This is a genomic window from Bordetella petrii (genome assembly GCF_000067205.1).
GTDB lineage: Bacteria > Pseudomonadota > Gammaproteobacteria > Burkholderiales > Burkholderiaceae_B > Bordetella_A > Bordetella_A petrii.
In genome coordinates this window covers 3,488,513-3,504,019 of sequence record NC_010170.1, presented here as the reverse complement: position 1 = coordinate 3,504,019, position 15,507 = coordinate 3,488,513, and the positions used below count along the sequence as shown (strand labels likewise).

Below are 15,507 nucleotides of genomic sequence, written 5' to 3'. Positions count from 1 at the left end.
TTTTCTTTGAGCGAAGTGCCGCTGCTTCGGCAGTGGTGCGCGAACTACAGAGATTGAACTGAAGAGTTTGATCCTGGCTCAGATTGAACGCTAGCGGGATGCTTTACACATGCAAGTCGAACGGCAGCGCGGACTTCGGTCTGGCGGCGAGTGGCGAACGGGTGAGTAATGTATCGGAACGTGCCCAGTAGCGGGGGATAACTACGCGAAAGCGTAGCTAATACCGCATACGCCCTACGGGGGAAAGCGGGGGACCTTCGGGCCTCGCACTATTGGAGCGGCCGATATCGGATTAGCTAGTTGGTGGGGTAAAGGCCTACCAAGGCGACGATCCGTAGCTGGTTTGAGAGGACGACCAGCCACACTGGGACTGAGACACGGCCCAGACTCCTACGGGAGGCAGCAGTGGGGAATTTTGGACAATGGGGGCAACCCTGATCCAGCCATCCCGCGTGTGCGATGAAGGCCTTCGGGTTGTAAAGCACTTTTGGCAGGAAAGAAACGGCTCTGGCTAATACCTGGGGCAACTGACGGTACCTGCAGAATAAGCACCGGCTAACTACGTGCCAGCAGCCGCGGTAATACGTAGGGTGCAAGCGTTAATCGGAATTACTGGGCGTAAAGCGTGCGCAGGCGGTTCGGAAAGAAAGATGTGAAATCCCAGGGCTTAACCTTGGAACTGCATTTTTAACTACCGGGCTAGAGTGTGTCAGAGGGAGGTGGAATTCCGCGTGTAGCAGTGAAATGCGTAGAGATGCGGAGGAACACCGATGGCGAAGGCAGCCTCCTGGGATAACACTGACGCTCATGCACGAAAGCGTGGGGAGCAAACAGGATTAGATACCCTGGTAGTCCACGCCCTAAACGATGTCAACTAGCTGTTGGGGACTTCGGTCCTTGGTAGCGCAGCTAACGCGTGAAGTTGACCGCCTGGGGAGTACGGTCGCAAGATTAAAACTCAAAGGAATTGACGGGGACCCGCACAAGCGGTGGATGATGTGGATTAATTCGATGCAACGCGAAAAACCTTACCTACCCTTGACATGTCTGGAATGCCGAAGAGATTTGGCAGTGCTCGCAAGAGAACCGGAACACAGGTGCTGCATGGCTGTCGTCAGCTCGTGTCGTGAGATGTTGGGTTAAGTCCCGCAACGAGCGCAACCCTTGTCATTAGTTGCTACGAAAGGGCACTCTAATGAGACTGCCGGTGACAAACCGGAGGAAGGTGGGGATGACGTCAAGTCCTCATGGCCCTTATGGGTAGGGCTTCACACGTCATACAATGGTCGGGACAGAGGGCTGCCAACCCGCAAGGGGGAGCCAATCCCAGAAACCCGATCGTAGTCCGGATCGCAGTCTGCAACTCGACTGCGTGAAGTCGGAATCGCTAGTAATCGCGGATCAGCATGTCGCGGTGAATACGTTCCCGGGTCTTGTACACACCGCCCGTCACACCATGGGAGTGGGTTTTACCAGAAGTAGTTAGCCTAACCGCAAGGGGGGCGATTACCACGGTAGGATTCATGACTGGGGTGAAGTCGTAACAAGGTAGCCGTATCGGAAGGTGCGGCTGGATCACCTCCTTTAAGAGCGAAGGCGGCATGGCTTGAAGCGTCCACGCTTATCGGTTGTTGAAATGTGTAGCGAGGGATCGGTTGTGAGCGTGGGGTGCGGGAGAGATCCTCTGCCGTGCTGCGATCCTGACTGCTGATCCGAAGAGGGTTTTGGGTCTGTAGCTCAGTCGGTTAGAGCACCGTCTTGATAAGGCGGGGGTCGTTGGTTCGAATCCAACCAGACCCACCAGGTATCTGCGCAGGAGGTGGTGGTGGCCGCAAGGTTGCTGTCGTGATTGCGGCGGGTATGGGGGTGTAGCTCAGCTGGGAGAGCGCCTGCTTTGCAAGCAGGATGTCATCGGTTCGATCCCGTTCACCTCCACCAACGACGTTTGCGAGAGTCCAACGGCGAGTGCTGCGAGTCAGTGCTGGGCGTTGGGTTTTAGGACCCGATGGAAGGCTATACATAGTTCTTTAACAAAGTGGAAGAAGCACAACGAAAGTGTGTTCATGTAGTAATTGGCGCGAGCCGATGAAAAATGAGCACGGGTTGTGATTGCATAGATTTAGTTCCAAGTCTCAAGGTCTGGCGGCAGTATTGTCAGAGCTGCTTTGAAACTTATGAACGGCACAAACGCGAAACATATCAGCGTCCTATAAGACGGTAGTGTTATAGGATCAAGCGACTAAGTGCATATGGTGGATGCCTTGGCGATCACAGGCGAAGAAGGACGTGGTAGCCTGCGAAAAGCTGCGGGGAGCTGGCAAACAAGCTTTGATCCGCAGATGTCCGAATGGGGAAACCCACTGCGCAAGCAGTATCCCTGGCTGAATACATAGGCCAGTGGAGGCGAACCGGGTGAACTGAAACATCTCAGTAGCTCGAGGAAAAGACATCAACCGAGATTCCGAAAGTAGTGGCGAGCGAAATCGGAGTAGCCTTTACGATTTAGCCAATCAGGTAGTCGAACGGGATGGAAAGCCCGGCCGTAGCAGGTGATAGCCCTGTAGACGAAATCTGGCTGGTGGAACTAGGCGTAAGAGAAGTAGGGCGGGACACGTGAAATCCTGTCTGAAGATGGGGGGACCATCCTCCAAGGCTAAATACTCGTGATCGACCGATAGTGAACCAGTACCGTGAGGGAAAGGCGAAAAGAACCCCGGAAGGGGAGTGAAATAGATCCTGAAACCGTATGCATACAAACAGTCGGAGCCTCTTTATGGGGTGACGGCGTACCTTTTGTATAATGGGTCAGCGACTTACATTCAGTGGCGAGCTTAACCGAATAGGGAAGGCGTAGCGAAAGCGAGTCCGAATAGGGCGAATCAGTCGCTGGGTGTAGACCCGAAACCAGATGATCTACCCATGGCCAGGTTGAAGGCACGGTAACACGTGCTGGAGGACCGAACCCACTAGTGTTGAAAAACTAGGGGATGAGCTGTGGATAGGGGTGAAAGGCTAAACAAATCTGGAAATAGCTGGTTCTCTCCGAAAACTATTTAGGTAGTGCCTCAAGTATGACTGCGGGGGGTAGAGCACTGTTATGGCTAGGGGGTCATGGCGACTTACCAAACCATGGCAAACTCCGAATACCCGCAAGTCCAGCTTGGGAGACAGAGCACCGGGTGCTAACGTCCGGACTCAAGAGGGAAACAACCCAGACCGCCAGCTAAGGTCCCGAATTATCGCTAAGTGGGAAACGAAGTGGGAAGGCATAGACAGTCAGGAGGTTGGCTTAGAAGCAGCCATCCTTTAAAGAAAGCGTAATAGCTCACTGATCGAGTCGTCCTGCGCGGAAGATGTAACGGGGCTCAAGCGATAAACCGAAGCTGCGGGTGTGTACTTTGTACACGCGGTAGGAGAGCGTTCTGTAAGCCTGCGAAGGTGGCTTGTAAAGGCTGCTGGAGGTATCAGAAGTGCGAATGCTGACATGAGTAGCGATAAAGGGGGTGAAAAGCCCCCTCGCCGTAAGTCCAAGGTTTCCTGCGCAACGTTCATCGGCGCAGGGTGAGTCGGCCCCTAAGGCGAGGCAGAGATGCGTAGCTGATGGGAAGCTGGTTAATATTCCAGCACCGTCGTACAGTGCGATGGGGGGACGGATCGCGGAAGGTCATCAGGGTGTTGGATGTCCCTGTTGCTGCATTGGAGAAGGCGCTTTAGGCAAATCCGGGCGCGAAATTCAAGGGTGTGGCACGAGCGAGCAAGTCTCGCGAAGTGATTGGAAGTGGTTCCAAGAAAAGCCTCTAAGCTTCAGCTGTACGAGACCGTACCGCAAACCGACACAGGTGGACGGGATGAATATTCCAAGGCGCTTGAGAGAACTCAGGAGAAGGAACTCGGCAAATTGATACCGTAACTTCGGGAGAAGGTATGCCCCGGTAGGGTGATGCGCCTGCGCGCAGAGCTTGAAGGGGCCGCAGAGAATCGGTGGCTGCGACTGTTTATTAAAAACACAGCACTCTGCCAAGACGAAAGTCGACGTATAGGGTGTGACGCCTGCCCGGTGCCGGAAGGTTAAGTGATGGGGTGCAAGCTCTTGATCGAAGCCCCGGTAAACGGCGGCCGTAACTATAACGGTCCTAAGGTAGCGAAATTCCTTGTCGGGTAAGTTCCGACCTGCACGAATGGCGTAACGATGGCCACACTGTCTCCTCCTGAGACTCAGCGAAGTTGAAGTGTTTGTGATGATGCAATCTACCCGCGGCTAGACGGAAAGACCCCATGAACCTTTACTGTAGCTTTGCATTGGACTGTGAACCGGCCTGTGTAGGATAGGTGGGAGGCGCAGAAACCGAGTCGCCAGATTCGGTGGAGCCGACCTTGAAATACCACCCTGGTTTGTTTGCGGTTCTAACCTTGGTCCGTTATCCGGATTGGGGACAGTGCATGGTAGGCAGTTTGACTGGGGCGGTCTCCTCCCAAAGCGTAACGGAGGAGTTCGAAGGTACGCTAGGTACGGTCGGAAATCGTGCTGATAGTGCAATGGCATAAGCGTGCTTGACTGTGAGACTGACAAGTCGAACAGGTGCGAAAGCAGGACATAGTGATCCGGTGGTTCTGAATGGAAGGGCCATCGCTCAACGGATAAAAGGTACTCTGGGGATAACAGGCTGATACCGCCCAAGAGTTCATATCGACGGCGGTGTTTGGCACCTCGATGTCGGCTCATCTCATCCTGGGGCTGTAGCCGGTCCCAAGGGTATGGCTGTTCGCCATTTAAAGAGGTACGTGAGCTGGGTTTAAAACGTCGTGAGACAGTTTGGTCCCTATCTGCCGTGGGCGTTGGATACTTGACGGAGCCTGCTCCTAGTACGAGAGGACCGGAGTGGACGTACCTCTGGTGTACCGGTTGTCATGCCAATGGCATTGCCGGGTAGCTAAGTACGGAAGAGATAACCGCTGAAGGCATCTAAGCGGGAAACTCGTCTGAAGATTAGGTATCCCGGGGGCTAGACCCCCCTGAAGGGTCGTTCGAGACCAGAACGTTGATAGGTCGGGTGTGGAAGCGCAGTAATGCGTTGAGCTAACCGATACTAATTGCCCGTGCGGCTTGATCCTATAACTCTGCGGGTTTTGTAGACCTGGTATGAGCGCGTAGCGATACAAGTGCCGTTCCAACAACTTTCTTCACAACCCCTGCGCAACTTCAACCTTGCCCAGGTCGCTGTGCTTCTTCCCAATTCGGTGGCGTTGCGCCTGACCGCAACGCCCCAACCAGCTACGCTTGACGACCATAGCAAGGTGGACCCACTCCTTCCCATCCCGAACAGGACAGTGAAACGCCTTCGCGCCGATGATAGTGGACTTCCCGTCTGTGAAAGTAGGTCATCGTCAGGCTCTTATCCCCCAAAACCCCAGCACCCTTCGTGCTGGGGTTTTGTCTTTGTGGCTACCGGGTTCGGTTGACGAACGGCAGCGTCGCGACATCGCCACAACCTGTGTATGGGGTGGCCTGGGCCTGGAGTGTGATCCGCGCGGCTTTTGCGGCCGCGCATGTGATCTGGGCGTTCCATCATCCTGATGCCCTTTTGTTTCGATAACCTGACTGCATATCGGCGCGATTGCCGTGCCGCCAGCCGGCGTATTGCGGCCGCCGCCGCATGAGCCTGTTCGCGGGAAGCGGTTTTGGAATTCGACATGAAACAGCAGACATGGAAGACATGCATCGCGATGGCCATGGCAGCAAACGCCGCGGCTGCCGGCACCCCGGCGAACGACACTGCCATTGCTGAGCGATGCCAGAAAAAATCGGCGCTGTCCGGCGTGTTGCTGACCATCAAACAGCATGGGGGCACCATTGCCGAAATGATGAGCGTGACCGGAAACGACGAGAAGATGCGTGCGCTGATCACGCAAGTTCATGACGAAGAAAGGTATTACTCTGAAGTCGAGCAGCAGCAGATGGCCGCGCGCCTAGCTGAGCGCATTTATTCCGAATGTATGGCGGGCAGGCTTTGAGACCCGCGCGCCTTGGCTGTTTGCGAAGACCCTGGCGGCGCCGGTGACGTAGTTATGGGCGGGGCGCCACATTGGCCTGGCGGGCGGGCTAGAGATGCTGGCCATCGAGATAGAGCCACCTGCCCTCTTGCCGCACGAAGCGGCTGATTTCGTGCAGGCGGGTGGCTCGGCCGCCTTGGCGGCAGCGCGCCACGAACTCGACGCTGGCGTGATTGGCGTCTTGCTGGTTGTGTTGCCTGACCTGCAGGCCCAGCCATTTCAGGTCGGGGGGATTGGGGTCGAGCCCGGCGGGGCGGGTGTCGGGATGCCAGGTGTCCAGCAGGTACTGCAGGGCATCCAGCACGAAGGCGCTATAGCGCGAGCGCATCAGGGCCTCGGCCGTGGGCGCCTGCAGATGCTGGGGCCCACGGTGCCAGCGCTCGCAGCAGGCGGAATAGGCCAGGCCGCTGCCGCACGGGCAGGCTTGCGGCCCCGCCGGCGCGGGCTTGCCCATCAGGCTGCCAGATCCTGGTATTCGGGGTGGCGCGCCAGGTACGCCACGGCGTACGAGCATATGGGCTGCACGCGCCAGCCCCTCTGGCGCGCCGTATCGAGCGCGGCGCGGGTCAGCCGGCCGGCGATGCCGCGGCCTTCCACGGCCGGCGGAACGCCGGTGTGCAAGATGGCCATGGTGCCATCGCGCAGTTGATAGTCCAGAACGCACTGCTGGCCGTCGACATGGATGTCGAAGCGGCCTTGTTGCTCGTGATGTTGGATGTCGGACATGGAGTGGGCAGGCCTGCAGTAATAGAAATGGGATGGAGACGACCCATTTTACGGCGCGGGAGCGGGCTGGCCAGCGCTTCGCGGCAGGTAGCGTGCAGCGATCATGACGTTGCCCGCATAGGCTGCCGCGATGAGGAGCATGGCGGTTGGCAGGCTGGCGTGCCAGTCTGGCAGCGTGTGCAGCACGCCGCCGATGGCTGCCACCCCTACCAGGGCGCCCGCCTGGCGATTGGCGTTGAGGGCCGCCGCGGCGCTGTTCGCGTGCGCGGCGCCGCCGATTTGCAGGGCCAGCGCCGTCATGGCTGGAATGGCCGCGCCGGTGGCCAGGTTGCCTACGCCCAGCAGGATCACCAGTAGCAAATAGGGCGAGTCGGGTGCGCACAGTATGGCGGTGGCGATGGCGGCCAACGCCCCGATGGCCGCGCCAACCAGCATGGTGGCCCGTGCGCCCCAGCGGACAGCCAGCCGCCCGGCGGCCAGGTTGCCGATCGAGAACACGCCGAACACGGGCAGCAGCTTCAGGCCGGCCTGCAATGCGTCGGCTCCCAGGGCTTGCTGCACATACAGGCTGAGCAGGAAGATCAGGCCGTACACCGAGAAGCTGACCAGAAAGCCATAGGTGTTGGTGGCAAGATAGCCGGGCGTTTGCGCCAGGGCGCGCGGCACGATGGGATGAGGATGACGCCGTTCGCGCGCCAGCAGTGCCGCGCCGCAAGCCAAGGCCAGCACGCCGGCTGTCACGATGCGCGGCGCCGTCCAGCCGTATACGTTGCCCTGGATCAGCGCATAGCTTGCCAGCCCCAGCATGCCGATGCCCAGCAGGTGGTTGCCGGGGTTCAGCGGCCGCGGCCGCGCCGCGGGTGACTCCAGATGCGCGCGCGCCAGCCACAGGCCCGCCAGTCCGAGCGGCAGGTTGATCAGAAAAATGCTGCGCCAGCCGAACAGATCGATCAGCATGCCGCCCGCCAGCGGCCCGGCGGTGGCGGCTACGGTGATGATGGCGGACCAGGCCGCCAGCATGCGTCCGCGCACCTCGGGCACCTGGTAGGCGTGCATGAGCAGGCTGAGCGAGCTGGGCATGAACAGGGCCGCGCCCACGCCTTGCAGCAACCGCGCGGTGACCAGCAGGCCGGTGCTGGGCGCGGCGCCGCAAAGCAGTGAGGCCAATGTGAACAGCGCCAGGCCCGCCAGGTACACGGGCCGTGCGCCGTAGTGGTCGGACAAGGCCCCGGCCGCGAGCAGCAGGGCGGCGAACGCCAGGGTGTAGCCGTCGATAATCCACACCAGGCCGCTGAGCGGCGTGCCGAGCTGGGCGCCGATGCTGGGCAGGGCCACATTGACTACGGTGACGTCCAGCATGGCCATGACGCAGCCGATGGCCAGGGCCAGCAAGGGGAAAAAGGCTGAGCTCGCCGCGGGCGCGCTCACGGTTAGTGCAGAAGAAGGGCAAGTGGTACGCATGACAGGTGATTTCCCTAGTGTAAGGCTGGCCGGAAACTGGCATCTTAGGGCCGGCTAGTGATGCAAAAAAACCCGTAGAATTGCGTTAACGAAATGCAAAGTTGCATCGCATTGCACGCCTGGCGCCGCCCTGCTTCCGGACTGGCACGGCTGCAGCCTTCGGGGAAACTCCATGAATTGGGATGACGCGCGCATTTTCCTGGCCATCTACCGGGTGGGCACATTGCGTGGCGCGGCGGCGGTGTTGCAGGTGGACCAGGCGACCGCGGGGCGTCGCTTGGCCGCCATCGAGGCGTCGCTGCAGGCCAGGTTGTTCCTGCGCACGCCGCGAGGCTACGTGCCCACGGCGGCTGGAGAACTGGCCTTCGCGGCCGCGGAGCGCATGGAGCAGGCGGCCGACCAATTGCAGCGCCAGCTGCAGGGGTTGGATGCGCGTCTGTCAGGAGTGGTGCGGGTGGCTACGTCGGATACCCTGGGGCGCCATTATTTGCTGGAGGCCTTCAAGCGTGTGCAGGTCGAGCACCCGGACATCCGCGTGGTGTTGTCGACCTCAACGCAGATTACCAACCTGACGCGCCGTGAAGCCGATATCGCCGTGCGCAACGTGCGGCCAGACAATCCCGATTTGATCCACCGTCACCTGGCGCGGCGCGAGATGGGGCTGTATGCGTCGGCGGCGTATGTCCAGGAGCATGGCGAGCCCCGGCTTGGCACGGCGTTCGCCGGGCATCGGCTGGTAGCGTACCAGCGTAGCGCGATTCCCGGCCGGCTGGATGCTTTTTGCGGTGAACCCACGCGCAATGGCCAGGTGGTGCTGGAGGTGAACTCGGGCCTGATGATGCTGGAAGCGGTGGTCCGCGGATTGGGCATCGGCGAGTTGCCCGTGATGCTGGCCGGCACGTATCCGGCCCTGGTGCGGCTGTGGCCGCAGCGCGCCGAATCGTACGACCTGTGGCTGGTGCTGCACGGCGACCTCAGGCGCAGCGCGCGGGTGCGCGCTATTGCCGACGCTATCGTGCAGGTATTCGAAGAGGACGAGTAACGCCGCGTCAGCGGTACATGAACAGGATGATCCAGACGGCGATCATGGCCGCCAGGCCGACCCAGCAAGACGCCCAGAACCCGACGATGGGCGCTTTGATGCTGAGCGGCACGCGTTTGGGGTCGACGTGGGCGAGTTGCCGGTTGGCGTGGGCAAACAGCCCGAAATTGAAACCGGGGAACGCCAGCCTGAAGAAGTAGTCCTGCAAGATGGTGGTCTTGACGACCAGCGGGAAACGGCGAAACGGCCCGTGCTTGAGCAAGGGATGCTGCAGCGCGTTATTGATGTGGTCGGTGCGCACGAAGAACAGCAGGATGCCGCAGATGCAGCAGACCAGAAAGCAGAGCGTGACGAGACTGAAGGCGTAGGCCAGGACTTGCGTGGGCATGGAAACTCGAAATCAGGAAACGCGTGAGTGGAGTAGCAGGGCGGTCAGCCGCGGGTCTGGCCGTCGCCGTTGAGCACCCATTTCAGGGTGGTGAGCCCTTCGAGGCCGACCGGGCCGCGCGCATGCAGGCGATTGGTGGAAATGCCGATCTCGGCGCCCAGGCCGTATTCGAAGCCGTCGGCAAAGCACGTGGGCAGGTTGACGTAGACCGAGGAAGAATCGACCTCGCGCTGGAAGCGCTGCGCGGCCGAAAGGTCTTCGGTGACGATGGCGTCGGTGTGGCCCGAGCCCCAGCGTGCGATGTGCTCGATGGCCTGGTCGAGCGAATCGACGATGCGCACGGCCAGGATGGGCGCCAGGTATTCGGTGGCCCAGTCGTCATCGGTGGCGGGCGTGGCGGACGGCACGATTTCGAGCGTGCGCGGGCAGCCGCGCAATTCGACGCCGTGCGCGCTGAAGGCGGCAGCCAGGCGCGGCAAGATGGACACGGCCACGCCGGCGTCGACCAGCAGGGTTTCCATGGCGCCGCAGATGCCGTAGCGGTAGGTCTTGGCGTTGAAGGCGATTGTGTGGGCCTTTTGCGGGTCGGCCGCGGCGTCGATATAGACGTGGCAGTTGCCGTCGAGGTGCTTGATCAGCGGCACGCGCGCTTCGCTGGCCAGGCGGGCGATGAGGCCCTTGCCGCCGCGCGGCACGATGACGTCGATGTGTTCGGTCATGGTGATGAGCTTGCCGACCGCCGCGCGATCGGTGGTGCCGACGACCTGCACGGCTTCGGCCGGCAACGCGGCTGCCTGCAGGCCGGCCTGCACGATGCGGCCCAGCGCCACGTTGGAATGCAAGGCCTCGCTGCCGCCGCGCAGGATGGTGGCGTTGCCGGACTTCAGGCACAGCGCGGCCGCGTCGATGGTGACGTTGGGACGCGATTCGTAGATGATGCCGATGACGCCCAGCGGGACGCGCATTTGCGCCACGCGCATGCCGTTGGGGCGCAAGGCGCTGGCGGTGGTGCTGCCGATAGGGTCGGGCAGCGCGGCCACTTGCAACAGCCCTTCGGCCATGCGGTCGATGGCCTTGTCGGACAGTGTCAGGCGGTCGAGCAGGGCCGGCTCGAGGCCGCCGGCGCGTGCGGCGTCGATGTCTTGCGCGTTGGCGGCCTGGAGTTCGGCGCGGTTGTCGCGCAGCGCTTCGGCCATGGCCTGCAGGGCATGGTTCTTGGCGGCGCCAGTGGCGCGCATCATGGCGCGCGAGGCGCGGCGGGCGTTTTCGCCCAGAGCCAGCATGGCGGTATCGATGTCGGTAGCGGGCATCACGGAATCTTGCATGAGTGCGGTGGCGGCGCGGCGCGCGCCGCCGTGGAGTTCAAGTGTAACGTGCGACGCCGCTCAGGCACGGCCGGCAGCCGCCACGCGCAAGGCCAGGCGCGCCATTTCTTCCCAGGGATCGGCCAGGCGGCCGGGCACGGACAGGCCCTTGATGAGGCGGTCGACCTCGTGGGCGTGTTGCACGGCGGCCGGCCAGGCGCGCGCGGACACGCGGCCCAGGGCTTGCAGCGCCAGGCGTTCGTGGGCGCCGAATATGCGCAGCCGGCGCATGACGGCGCCGGTATCCTGGCCGGCGGCGCGCGCTTCGGCGACGCGCGCCAACAGGCGGATTTCTTCACCGACGGCCCACAGCACCAGCGGCAGCGCCTCGCCTTCGGCGCGCAGCCCGGCCAGCATCCGCACGGTGCGCGTGGCGTCGCCGGCCAGCATGGCGTCGCGCAGGCCGAAGACATCGTAGCGCGCCACGTTGAGCACGGCGCGCTCGACGTCTTCGGCGGCCAGTTGGCCTTCGGGATAGAGCAGGCCGAGCTTTTGAATTTCCTGGTGGGCGGCCAGCAGGTTGCCTTCGACCTTGTCGGCCATCCATTGCAGCGTGGCGTTGTCGGCGCGCTGGTTCTGCCGCCCCAGCCGTGCGCCGATCCAGGCCGGCAGGCGGCTGCGCTCGATGGTGGGCAGGTCGACCATGATGCCGGCCTGCGCCAGGGCCTGCGCCCACTTGGCGTCGCGGGTGGCCTTGTCGAGGCGCGGCAGCGCCACCAGGATGAGCGTGTCGGGGTCGGGTTGCCGTGAGGCCTGGTCGGCCAGCCGCGTCAGTGTGTCGCCGCCTGTTTTTCCGGGCTTGCCGGTGGGCAGCTTGATTTCCAGCACGCGGCGGTCGCCGAACAGAGATACGCTCTGCGTGGCGGCGGCGACGGCGCTCCAGTCGCTGCGGGCGTCCATGACCATGCTGGTGCGGTCGGTGTAGCCGGCCGCGCGCGCCGCGGCGCGCAGGGCGTCGATGGCTTCGGTGACCAGCAGGGGCTCGTCGCCCGACACCGTGTATAGCGGAGCCAGCTGCTGGCCTGCGCGCTGCAGGTGATCGGCCAGCCGGTCGGCATCGAGCGCCTGTGCCATGCTTTACCAGGAGCCGGTGCCGGGCGAACCGGGCGTTTGCCAGGTTTCGGGGCCGGTATCCGACGGAGCGGCGTTGGGATCGAAGACGGGCGCGTCGGGATCGCTTTCGCCGCGCGCGGCGGCTTCGGCGGCGGTGCGCACGTCGGCCGCGGTGAGCCGGCGCAGCAGGCGGCTGACCAGCGATTGCTGCATTGACTGGTAGAGGCTTTCGATCTGGCCTTGCTTGGCCTGCACGACCTGGTCGTCGTAGGGCATTTCGCGATAGACCGACAGCGTGGTGTCGGGCAAGATGGCCAAGCCCTTGTTGGTGATCAGGCGGAAGGTGAAGTCTATGCCCAGTTCGTATTCCTCGACCCGGCCTTGCGCGTTCAGAGAAACCTCGCGCAGTGTGCGGCGGCTATGCACCTGCTGCAGGATGGCTTGCGCCTGATCGGGCTGGTCGACCAGGCGCGTGTTGGGTGAGGCCGCGCGCAGCGCGCGCCGGATGTCGGCGCCAAAGCGGGTGTTGTCGGCAATGCCGACGTACAGGGTGTCGAACGGCAGCGGCGTGACGCCGCGCAATGCGAAACCGCACGCCGCCAGCAGCATGACGGCCGCCAGGCTGGCGGCGCGCAGCAGCCAGCGGGCGGGGAAGCGTTGCGGACGTTGCGGGGCAATCTGCATGCAGAACCTCTTAGCCTACGACGTTGACCAGCTTGCCCGGCACGACGATGACGCGCTTGGGCGGACGGCCCTCAAGGAAACGGGCGACTTCTTCCTGGGCCGCGGCGATCTGCTCGATGTCGGCCTTGGATGCCTTGGCCGCCACGCGGATCGCGCCGCGCAGCTTGCCGTTGACCTGCAGCATGAGCTCGATTTCGTCGGCCACCAGCGCGGCCTCGTCGACATGCGGCCAGGGCGCGTCGAGCAGGTCGCCGAGCGAGTGGGTGTAGCCGAGCTCGCGCCACAGCAGCCAAGTGACGTGCGGCACCACCGGGTACAGCACGCGCAGCAGCACGCCCAGCGTTTCGGCGCGCGCGGCGTCGGCATGGGCGCCTTCGGGCAGTTTGGCGTCGTCGATGGCGTTGAGCATTTTCATGCATGCCGACACCACGGTGTTGTATTGGATGCGCTGGTAGTCGTAGTCGGCCTGCTTGAGCAGCCCGTAGACTTCGCGGCGCAGGTCCTTGACCGGCGCGGGAGCCTGCGCCCAGTCGGCGCCGGCCGCCAGGCCGCGCGCCACGGCGTCGCGGTGCGCATGGCAGTGCGACCATAGGCGGCGCAGGAACCGGTTGGCGCCCTCGACGCCGGAGTCGGACCATTCGAGCGTCTGTTCGGGCGGGCTGGCGAACATGACGAACAGGCGCGCGGTATCGGCGCCCAGGGTGTCGATGAGCGCCTGCGGATCGACCCCGTTGTTCTTGGACTTGGACATGGTGCCGACGCCGCCATAGTTGACGTCGGAGCCGTCGCTTTTCAGGCGGGCGCCGGTAATGGCGCCCTTGGCGTCGTAGAGGTTCTCGACTTCTTCAGGCCAGAAGTACTCGATGCCGCCCTGGGCGTTCTTGCGCGAGTAGATGTGGTTGAGCACCATGCCCTGGCATAGCAGCTTGGTGAAGGGTTCGTCGAACTTCAGCAGGCCCAGGTCGCGCATGACGCGCGTCCAGAAGCGCGCGTACAGCAGGTGCAGCACGGCGTGCTCGATGCCGCCGATGTACTGGTCCATGGGCATCCAGTAGTCGTTGCGGGCATCGACCATCGCCTGGTCGTTGCCGGGCGAGGTATAGCGCATGAAATACCACGACGAGTCGACGAAGGTGTCCATCGTGTCGGTCTCGCGCCGGGCGGGCTTGCCGCAGCGGGGGCAGCTGCAGGACAGGAAGGCTTCGTTCTTGGCCAGCGGGTTGCCGCTGCCGTCGGGGATGAGATCGTCGGGCAGCACGACCGGCAGGTCTTGCTCGGGCACGGGCACGGGGCCGCAGTCGGCGCAATGGATGATGGGGATGGGGGTGCCCCAGTAGCGCTGGCGCGAGATGCCCCAGTCGCGCAGGCGCCAGGTGGTTTGTTTTTCGCCCAGGCCTTGCGCGGCCAGGTCGGCCGCGATGGCGTCGACGGCCTCGGCGTACGGCAGCCCGTCGTACTTGCCGGAATTGACGGTGCGCCCGCCCTGCTTGTCGCCGTACCATTCCTGCCAGGCGTCGGTGGAGTAGGCCTTGCCTTCGTGGGCCACCACCTGCCGGATGGGCAGCTGGTATTTTTTGGCGAAGGCGAAATCGCGCTCGTCGTGCGCGGGCACGCCCATGACGGCGCCGTCGCCGTAGCTCATGAGCACGTAGTTGCCCACCCACACGTCGACTGGCGCGCCGGTGAGCGGATGGGTGACGGTCAGGCCGGTGCGCATGCCGGCTTTTTCGCGCGTGGCGATCTCGGCTTCGGTGGTGCCGCCCAGCTTGCACTGTTCGATGAAGCTGGCCAGCTCGGGGTTGGTGGCCGCGGCGTGCGTGGCCAGCGGATGTTCGGGCGCCACGGCGCAGAACGTGACCCCCATGATGGTGTCGGCGCGCGTCGTGAAGACGTACAGCCGGCCGTCCTGGATGAGCTGGCCGTCGGCGCCGGCGATGGTGTGCGGGAAGGCGAAGCGCACGCCCTCGGACTTGCCGATCCAGTTTTCCTGCATGGCGCGCACGCGTTCAGGCCAGCCGGGCAGGCCTGAACGGACCTGGTCGAGGAGCTCGTCGGCGTAATCGGTGATGCGCAGGTAATAGCCGGGAATTTCGCGTTTTTCGACCAGCGCGCCCGAGCGCCAGCCGCGCCCGTCGATGACCTGTTCGTTGGCCAGGACGGTTTGGTCGACGGGATCCCAGTTTACGACCTGGGTCTTGCGGTAGGCGATGCCTTTTTCAAGCATCTTCAGGAACAGCCACTGGTTCCATTTGTAGTATTCGGGGTCGCAGGCGCACATTTCGCGCGACCAGTCGATGGCCAGCCCCATCGCCTGCATTTGCTTCTTCATGTAGGCGATGTTGTCGTAGGTCCATTTGGCCGGCGGCACCTTGGACTTGATGGCGGCGTTCTCGGCCGGCATGCCGAAGGCGTCCCAGCCCATGGGCATGAGCACGTTGTAGCCGCGCATGCGCAGCTGGCGGGCCATCATGTCGTTGATGGTGTAGTTGCGCACGTGCCCCATATGCAGTTTGCCGCTGGGGTAGGGCAGCATCGAGCAGGCATAGAACTTGGGTTTCTCGGTGCCGTCGGCGTTGCGGGCGTGTTCGGTGACACGATAGGCGTCGCGGGCCTGCCAGTCTTGTTGGGCGGCTGCTTCGACGGCTGTGGGGCTGTAGCGTTCCTGCATGGACTCGTGCGCGTTGCGATAAAGGTAAAGGGCCGGCGCGGCGCGAAGGCGGCGACGGTCAAACCACTGA

10 protein-coding genes, 2 tRNA genes and 3 rRNA genes are annotated in these 15,507 nt (G+C 62.8%); 7 read left to right on the top strand and 8 right to left on the bottom strand.

Annotation, left to right across the window (positions count from 1 at the left end):
- Positions 1-55 precede the first annotated feature (55 nt).
- From BPET_RS16915 to BPET_RS16890, 6 genes are all read left to right on the top strand, one after another.
- A 16S ribosomal RNA gene (locus BPET_RS16915) occupies positions 56-1,586 on the top strand.
- A 140-nt stretch (positions 1,587-1,726) separates the two neighbouring features.
- Positions 1,727-1,803, top strand: a tRNA-Ile gene (locus BPET_RS16910).
- Positions 1,804-1,862: 59 nt separating this feature from the next.
- A tRNA-Ala gene (locus BPET_RS16905) sits at positions 1,863-1,938 on the top strand.
- 291 nt (positions 1,939-2,229) lie between these two features.
- A 23S ribosomal RNA gene (locus BPET_RS16900) occupies positions 2,230-5,112 on the top strand.
- A gap of 165 nt (positions 5,113-5,277) precedes the next feature.
- Positions 5,278-5,391 (top strand): 5S ribosomal RNA (gene rrf / locus BPET_RS16895).
- Together the 16S, 23S and 5S rRNA genes with 2 tRNA genes alongside form the textbook arrangement of a ribosomal RNA operon.
- A 300-nt stretch (positions 5,392-5,691) precedes the next feature.
- Positions 5,692-6,012: a hypothetical protein gene (locus BPET_RS16890; protein ID WP_012250232.1), complete on the top strand. Its 321-nt coding sequence runs from the start codon at positions 5,692-5,694 to the stop codon at positions 6,010-6,012.
- Positions 6,013-6,100: 88 nt separating this feature from the next.
- On the opposite strand, the gene BPET_RS16885 is transcribed toward BPET_RS16890, so the two are convergent.
- From BPET_RS16885 to BPET_RS16875, 3 genes are read right to left on the bottom strand one after another with little or no spacing between them, the layout of a single operon-like run.
- The gene (locus tag BPET_RS16885; protein ID WP_012250231.1) at positions 6,101-6,505 is read right to left on the bottom strand and encodes a YchJ family protein; all 405 of its coding nucleotides are present in this window, start codon (positions 6,503-6,505) and stop codon (positions 6,101-6,103) included.
- Positions 6,505-6,777: a GNAT family N-acetyltransferase gene (locus BPET_RS16880; RefSeq protein WP_012250230.1), complete on the bottom strand. Its 273-nt coding sequence runs from the start codon at positions 6,775-6,777 to the stop codon at positions 6,505-6,507. The genes BPET_RS16885 and BPET_RS16880 overlap by 1 nt, the downstream gene beginning before the upstream one ends.
- A gap of 48 nt (positions 6,778-6,825) precedes the next feature.
- Entirely contained in the window at positions 6,826-8,205 is a 1,380-nt protein-coding gene (locus tag BPET_RS16875) for an MFS transporter (protein WP_231852608.1), read from the bottom strand.
- A gap of 205 nt (positions 8,206-8,410) precedes the next feature.
- On the opposite strand from BPET_RS16875, the gene BPET_RS16870 reads away from it, so the two are divergent.
- The gene (locus BPET_RS16870) at positions 8,411-9,280 is read left to right on the top strand and encodes a LysR family transcriptional regulator (protein ID WP_012250228.1); all 870 of its coding nucleotides are present in this window, start codon (positions 8,411-8,413) and stop codon (positions 9,278-9,280) included.
- A 7-nt stretch (positions 9,281-9,287) separates the two neighbouring features.
- On the opposite strand, the gene BPET_RS16865 is transcribed toward BPET_RS16870, so the two are convergent.
- From BPET_RS16865 to leuS, 5 genes are all read right to left on the bottom strand, one after another.
- The gene (locus BPET_RS16865; RefSeq protein ID WP_012250227.1) at positions 9,288-9,668 is read right to left on the bottom strand and encodes a hypothetical protein; all 381 of its coding nucleotides are present in this window, start codon (positions 9,666-9,668) and stop codon (positions 9,288-9,290) included.
- 44 nt (positions 9,669-9,712) lie between these two features.
- Positions 9,713-10,978, bottom strand: coding sequence for a glutamate-5-semialdehyde dehydrogenase (locus tag BPET_RS16860; RefSeq protein WP_012250226.1), 1,266 nt, complete (start codon positions 10,976-10,978; stop codon positions 9,713-9,715).
- Positions 10,979-11,053: 75 nt separating this feature from the next.
- Positions 11,054-12,106 carry a DNA polymerase III subunit delta gene (gene holA / locus BPET_RS16855; protein ID WP_012250225.1) on the bottom strand — a complete coding sequence of 351 codons (1,053 nt, stop codon included), beginning with the start codon at positions 12,104-12,106 and terminating at the stop codon, positions 11,054-11,056.
- A 3-nt stretch (positions 12,107-12,109) separates the two neighbouring features.
- Positions 12,110-12,769 carry an LPS-assembly lipoprotein LptE gene (locus tag BPET_RS16850; RefSeq protein WP_012250224.1) on the bottom strand — a complete coding sequence of 220 codons (660 nt, stop codon included), beginning with the start codon at positions 12,767-12,769 and terminating at the stop codon, positions 12,110-12,112.
- 10 nt (positions 12,770-12,779) lie between these two features.
- Positions 12,780-15,437 carry a leucine--tRNA ligase gene (leuS, locus tag BPET_RS16845; protein ID WP_012250223.1) on the bottom strand — a complete coding sequence of 886 codons (2,658 nt, stop codon included), beginning with the start codon at positions 15,435-15,437 and terminating at the stop codon, positions 12,780-12,782.
- Positions 15,438-15,507: the final 70 nt, after the last annotated feature.

Bases quoted from the DNA above. Each gene is read 5' to 3' on its own strand.
- BPET_RS16890 (WP_012250232.1), top strand. From the start codon at position 5,692: ATGAAACAGCAGACATGGAAGACATGCATCGCGATGGCCATGGCAGCA.
- BPET_RS16880 (WP_012250230.1), bottom strand. From the start codon at position 6,777: ATGTCCGACATCCAACATCACGAGCAACAAGGCCGCTTCGACATCCAT.
- BPET_RS16860 (WP_012250226.1), bottom strand. From the start codon at position 10,978: ATGCCCGCTACCGACATCGATACCGCCATGCTGGCTCTGGGCGAAAAC.
- BPET_RS16870 (WP_012250228.1), top strand. From the start codon at position 8,411: ATGAATTGGGATGACGCGCGCATTTTCCTGGCCATCTACCGGGTGGGC.
- BPET_RS16885 (WP_012250231.1), bottom strand. From the start codon at position 6,505: ATGGGCAAGCCCGCGCCGGCGGGGCCGCAAGCCTGCCCGTGCGGCAGC.
- BPET_RS16865 (WP_012250227.1), bottom strand. From the start codon at position 9,668: ATGCCCACGCAAGTCCTGGCCTACGCCTTCAGTCTCGTCACGCTCTGC.
- holA (WP_012250225.1), bottom strand. From the start codon at position 12,106: ATGGCACAGGCGCTCGATGCCGACCGGCTGGCCGATCACCTGCAGCGC.
- BPET_RS16850 (WP_012250224.1), bottom strand. From the start codon at position 12,769: ATGCAGATTGCCCCGCAACGTCCGCAACGCTTCCCCGCCCGCTGGCTG.
- leuS (WP_012250223.1), bottom strand. From the start codon at position 15,437: ATGCAGGAACGCTACAGCCCCACAGCCGTCGAAGCAGCCGCCCAACAA.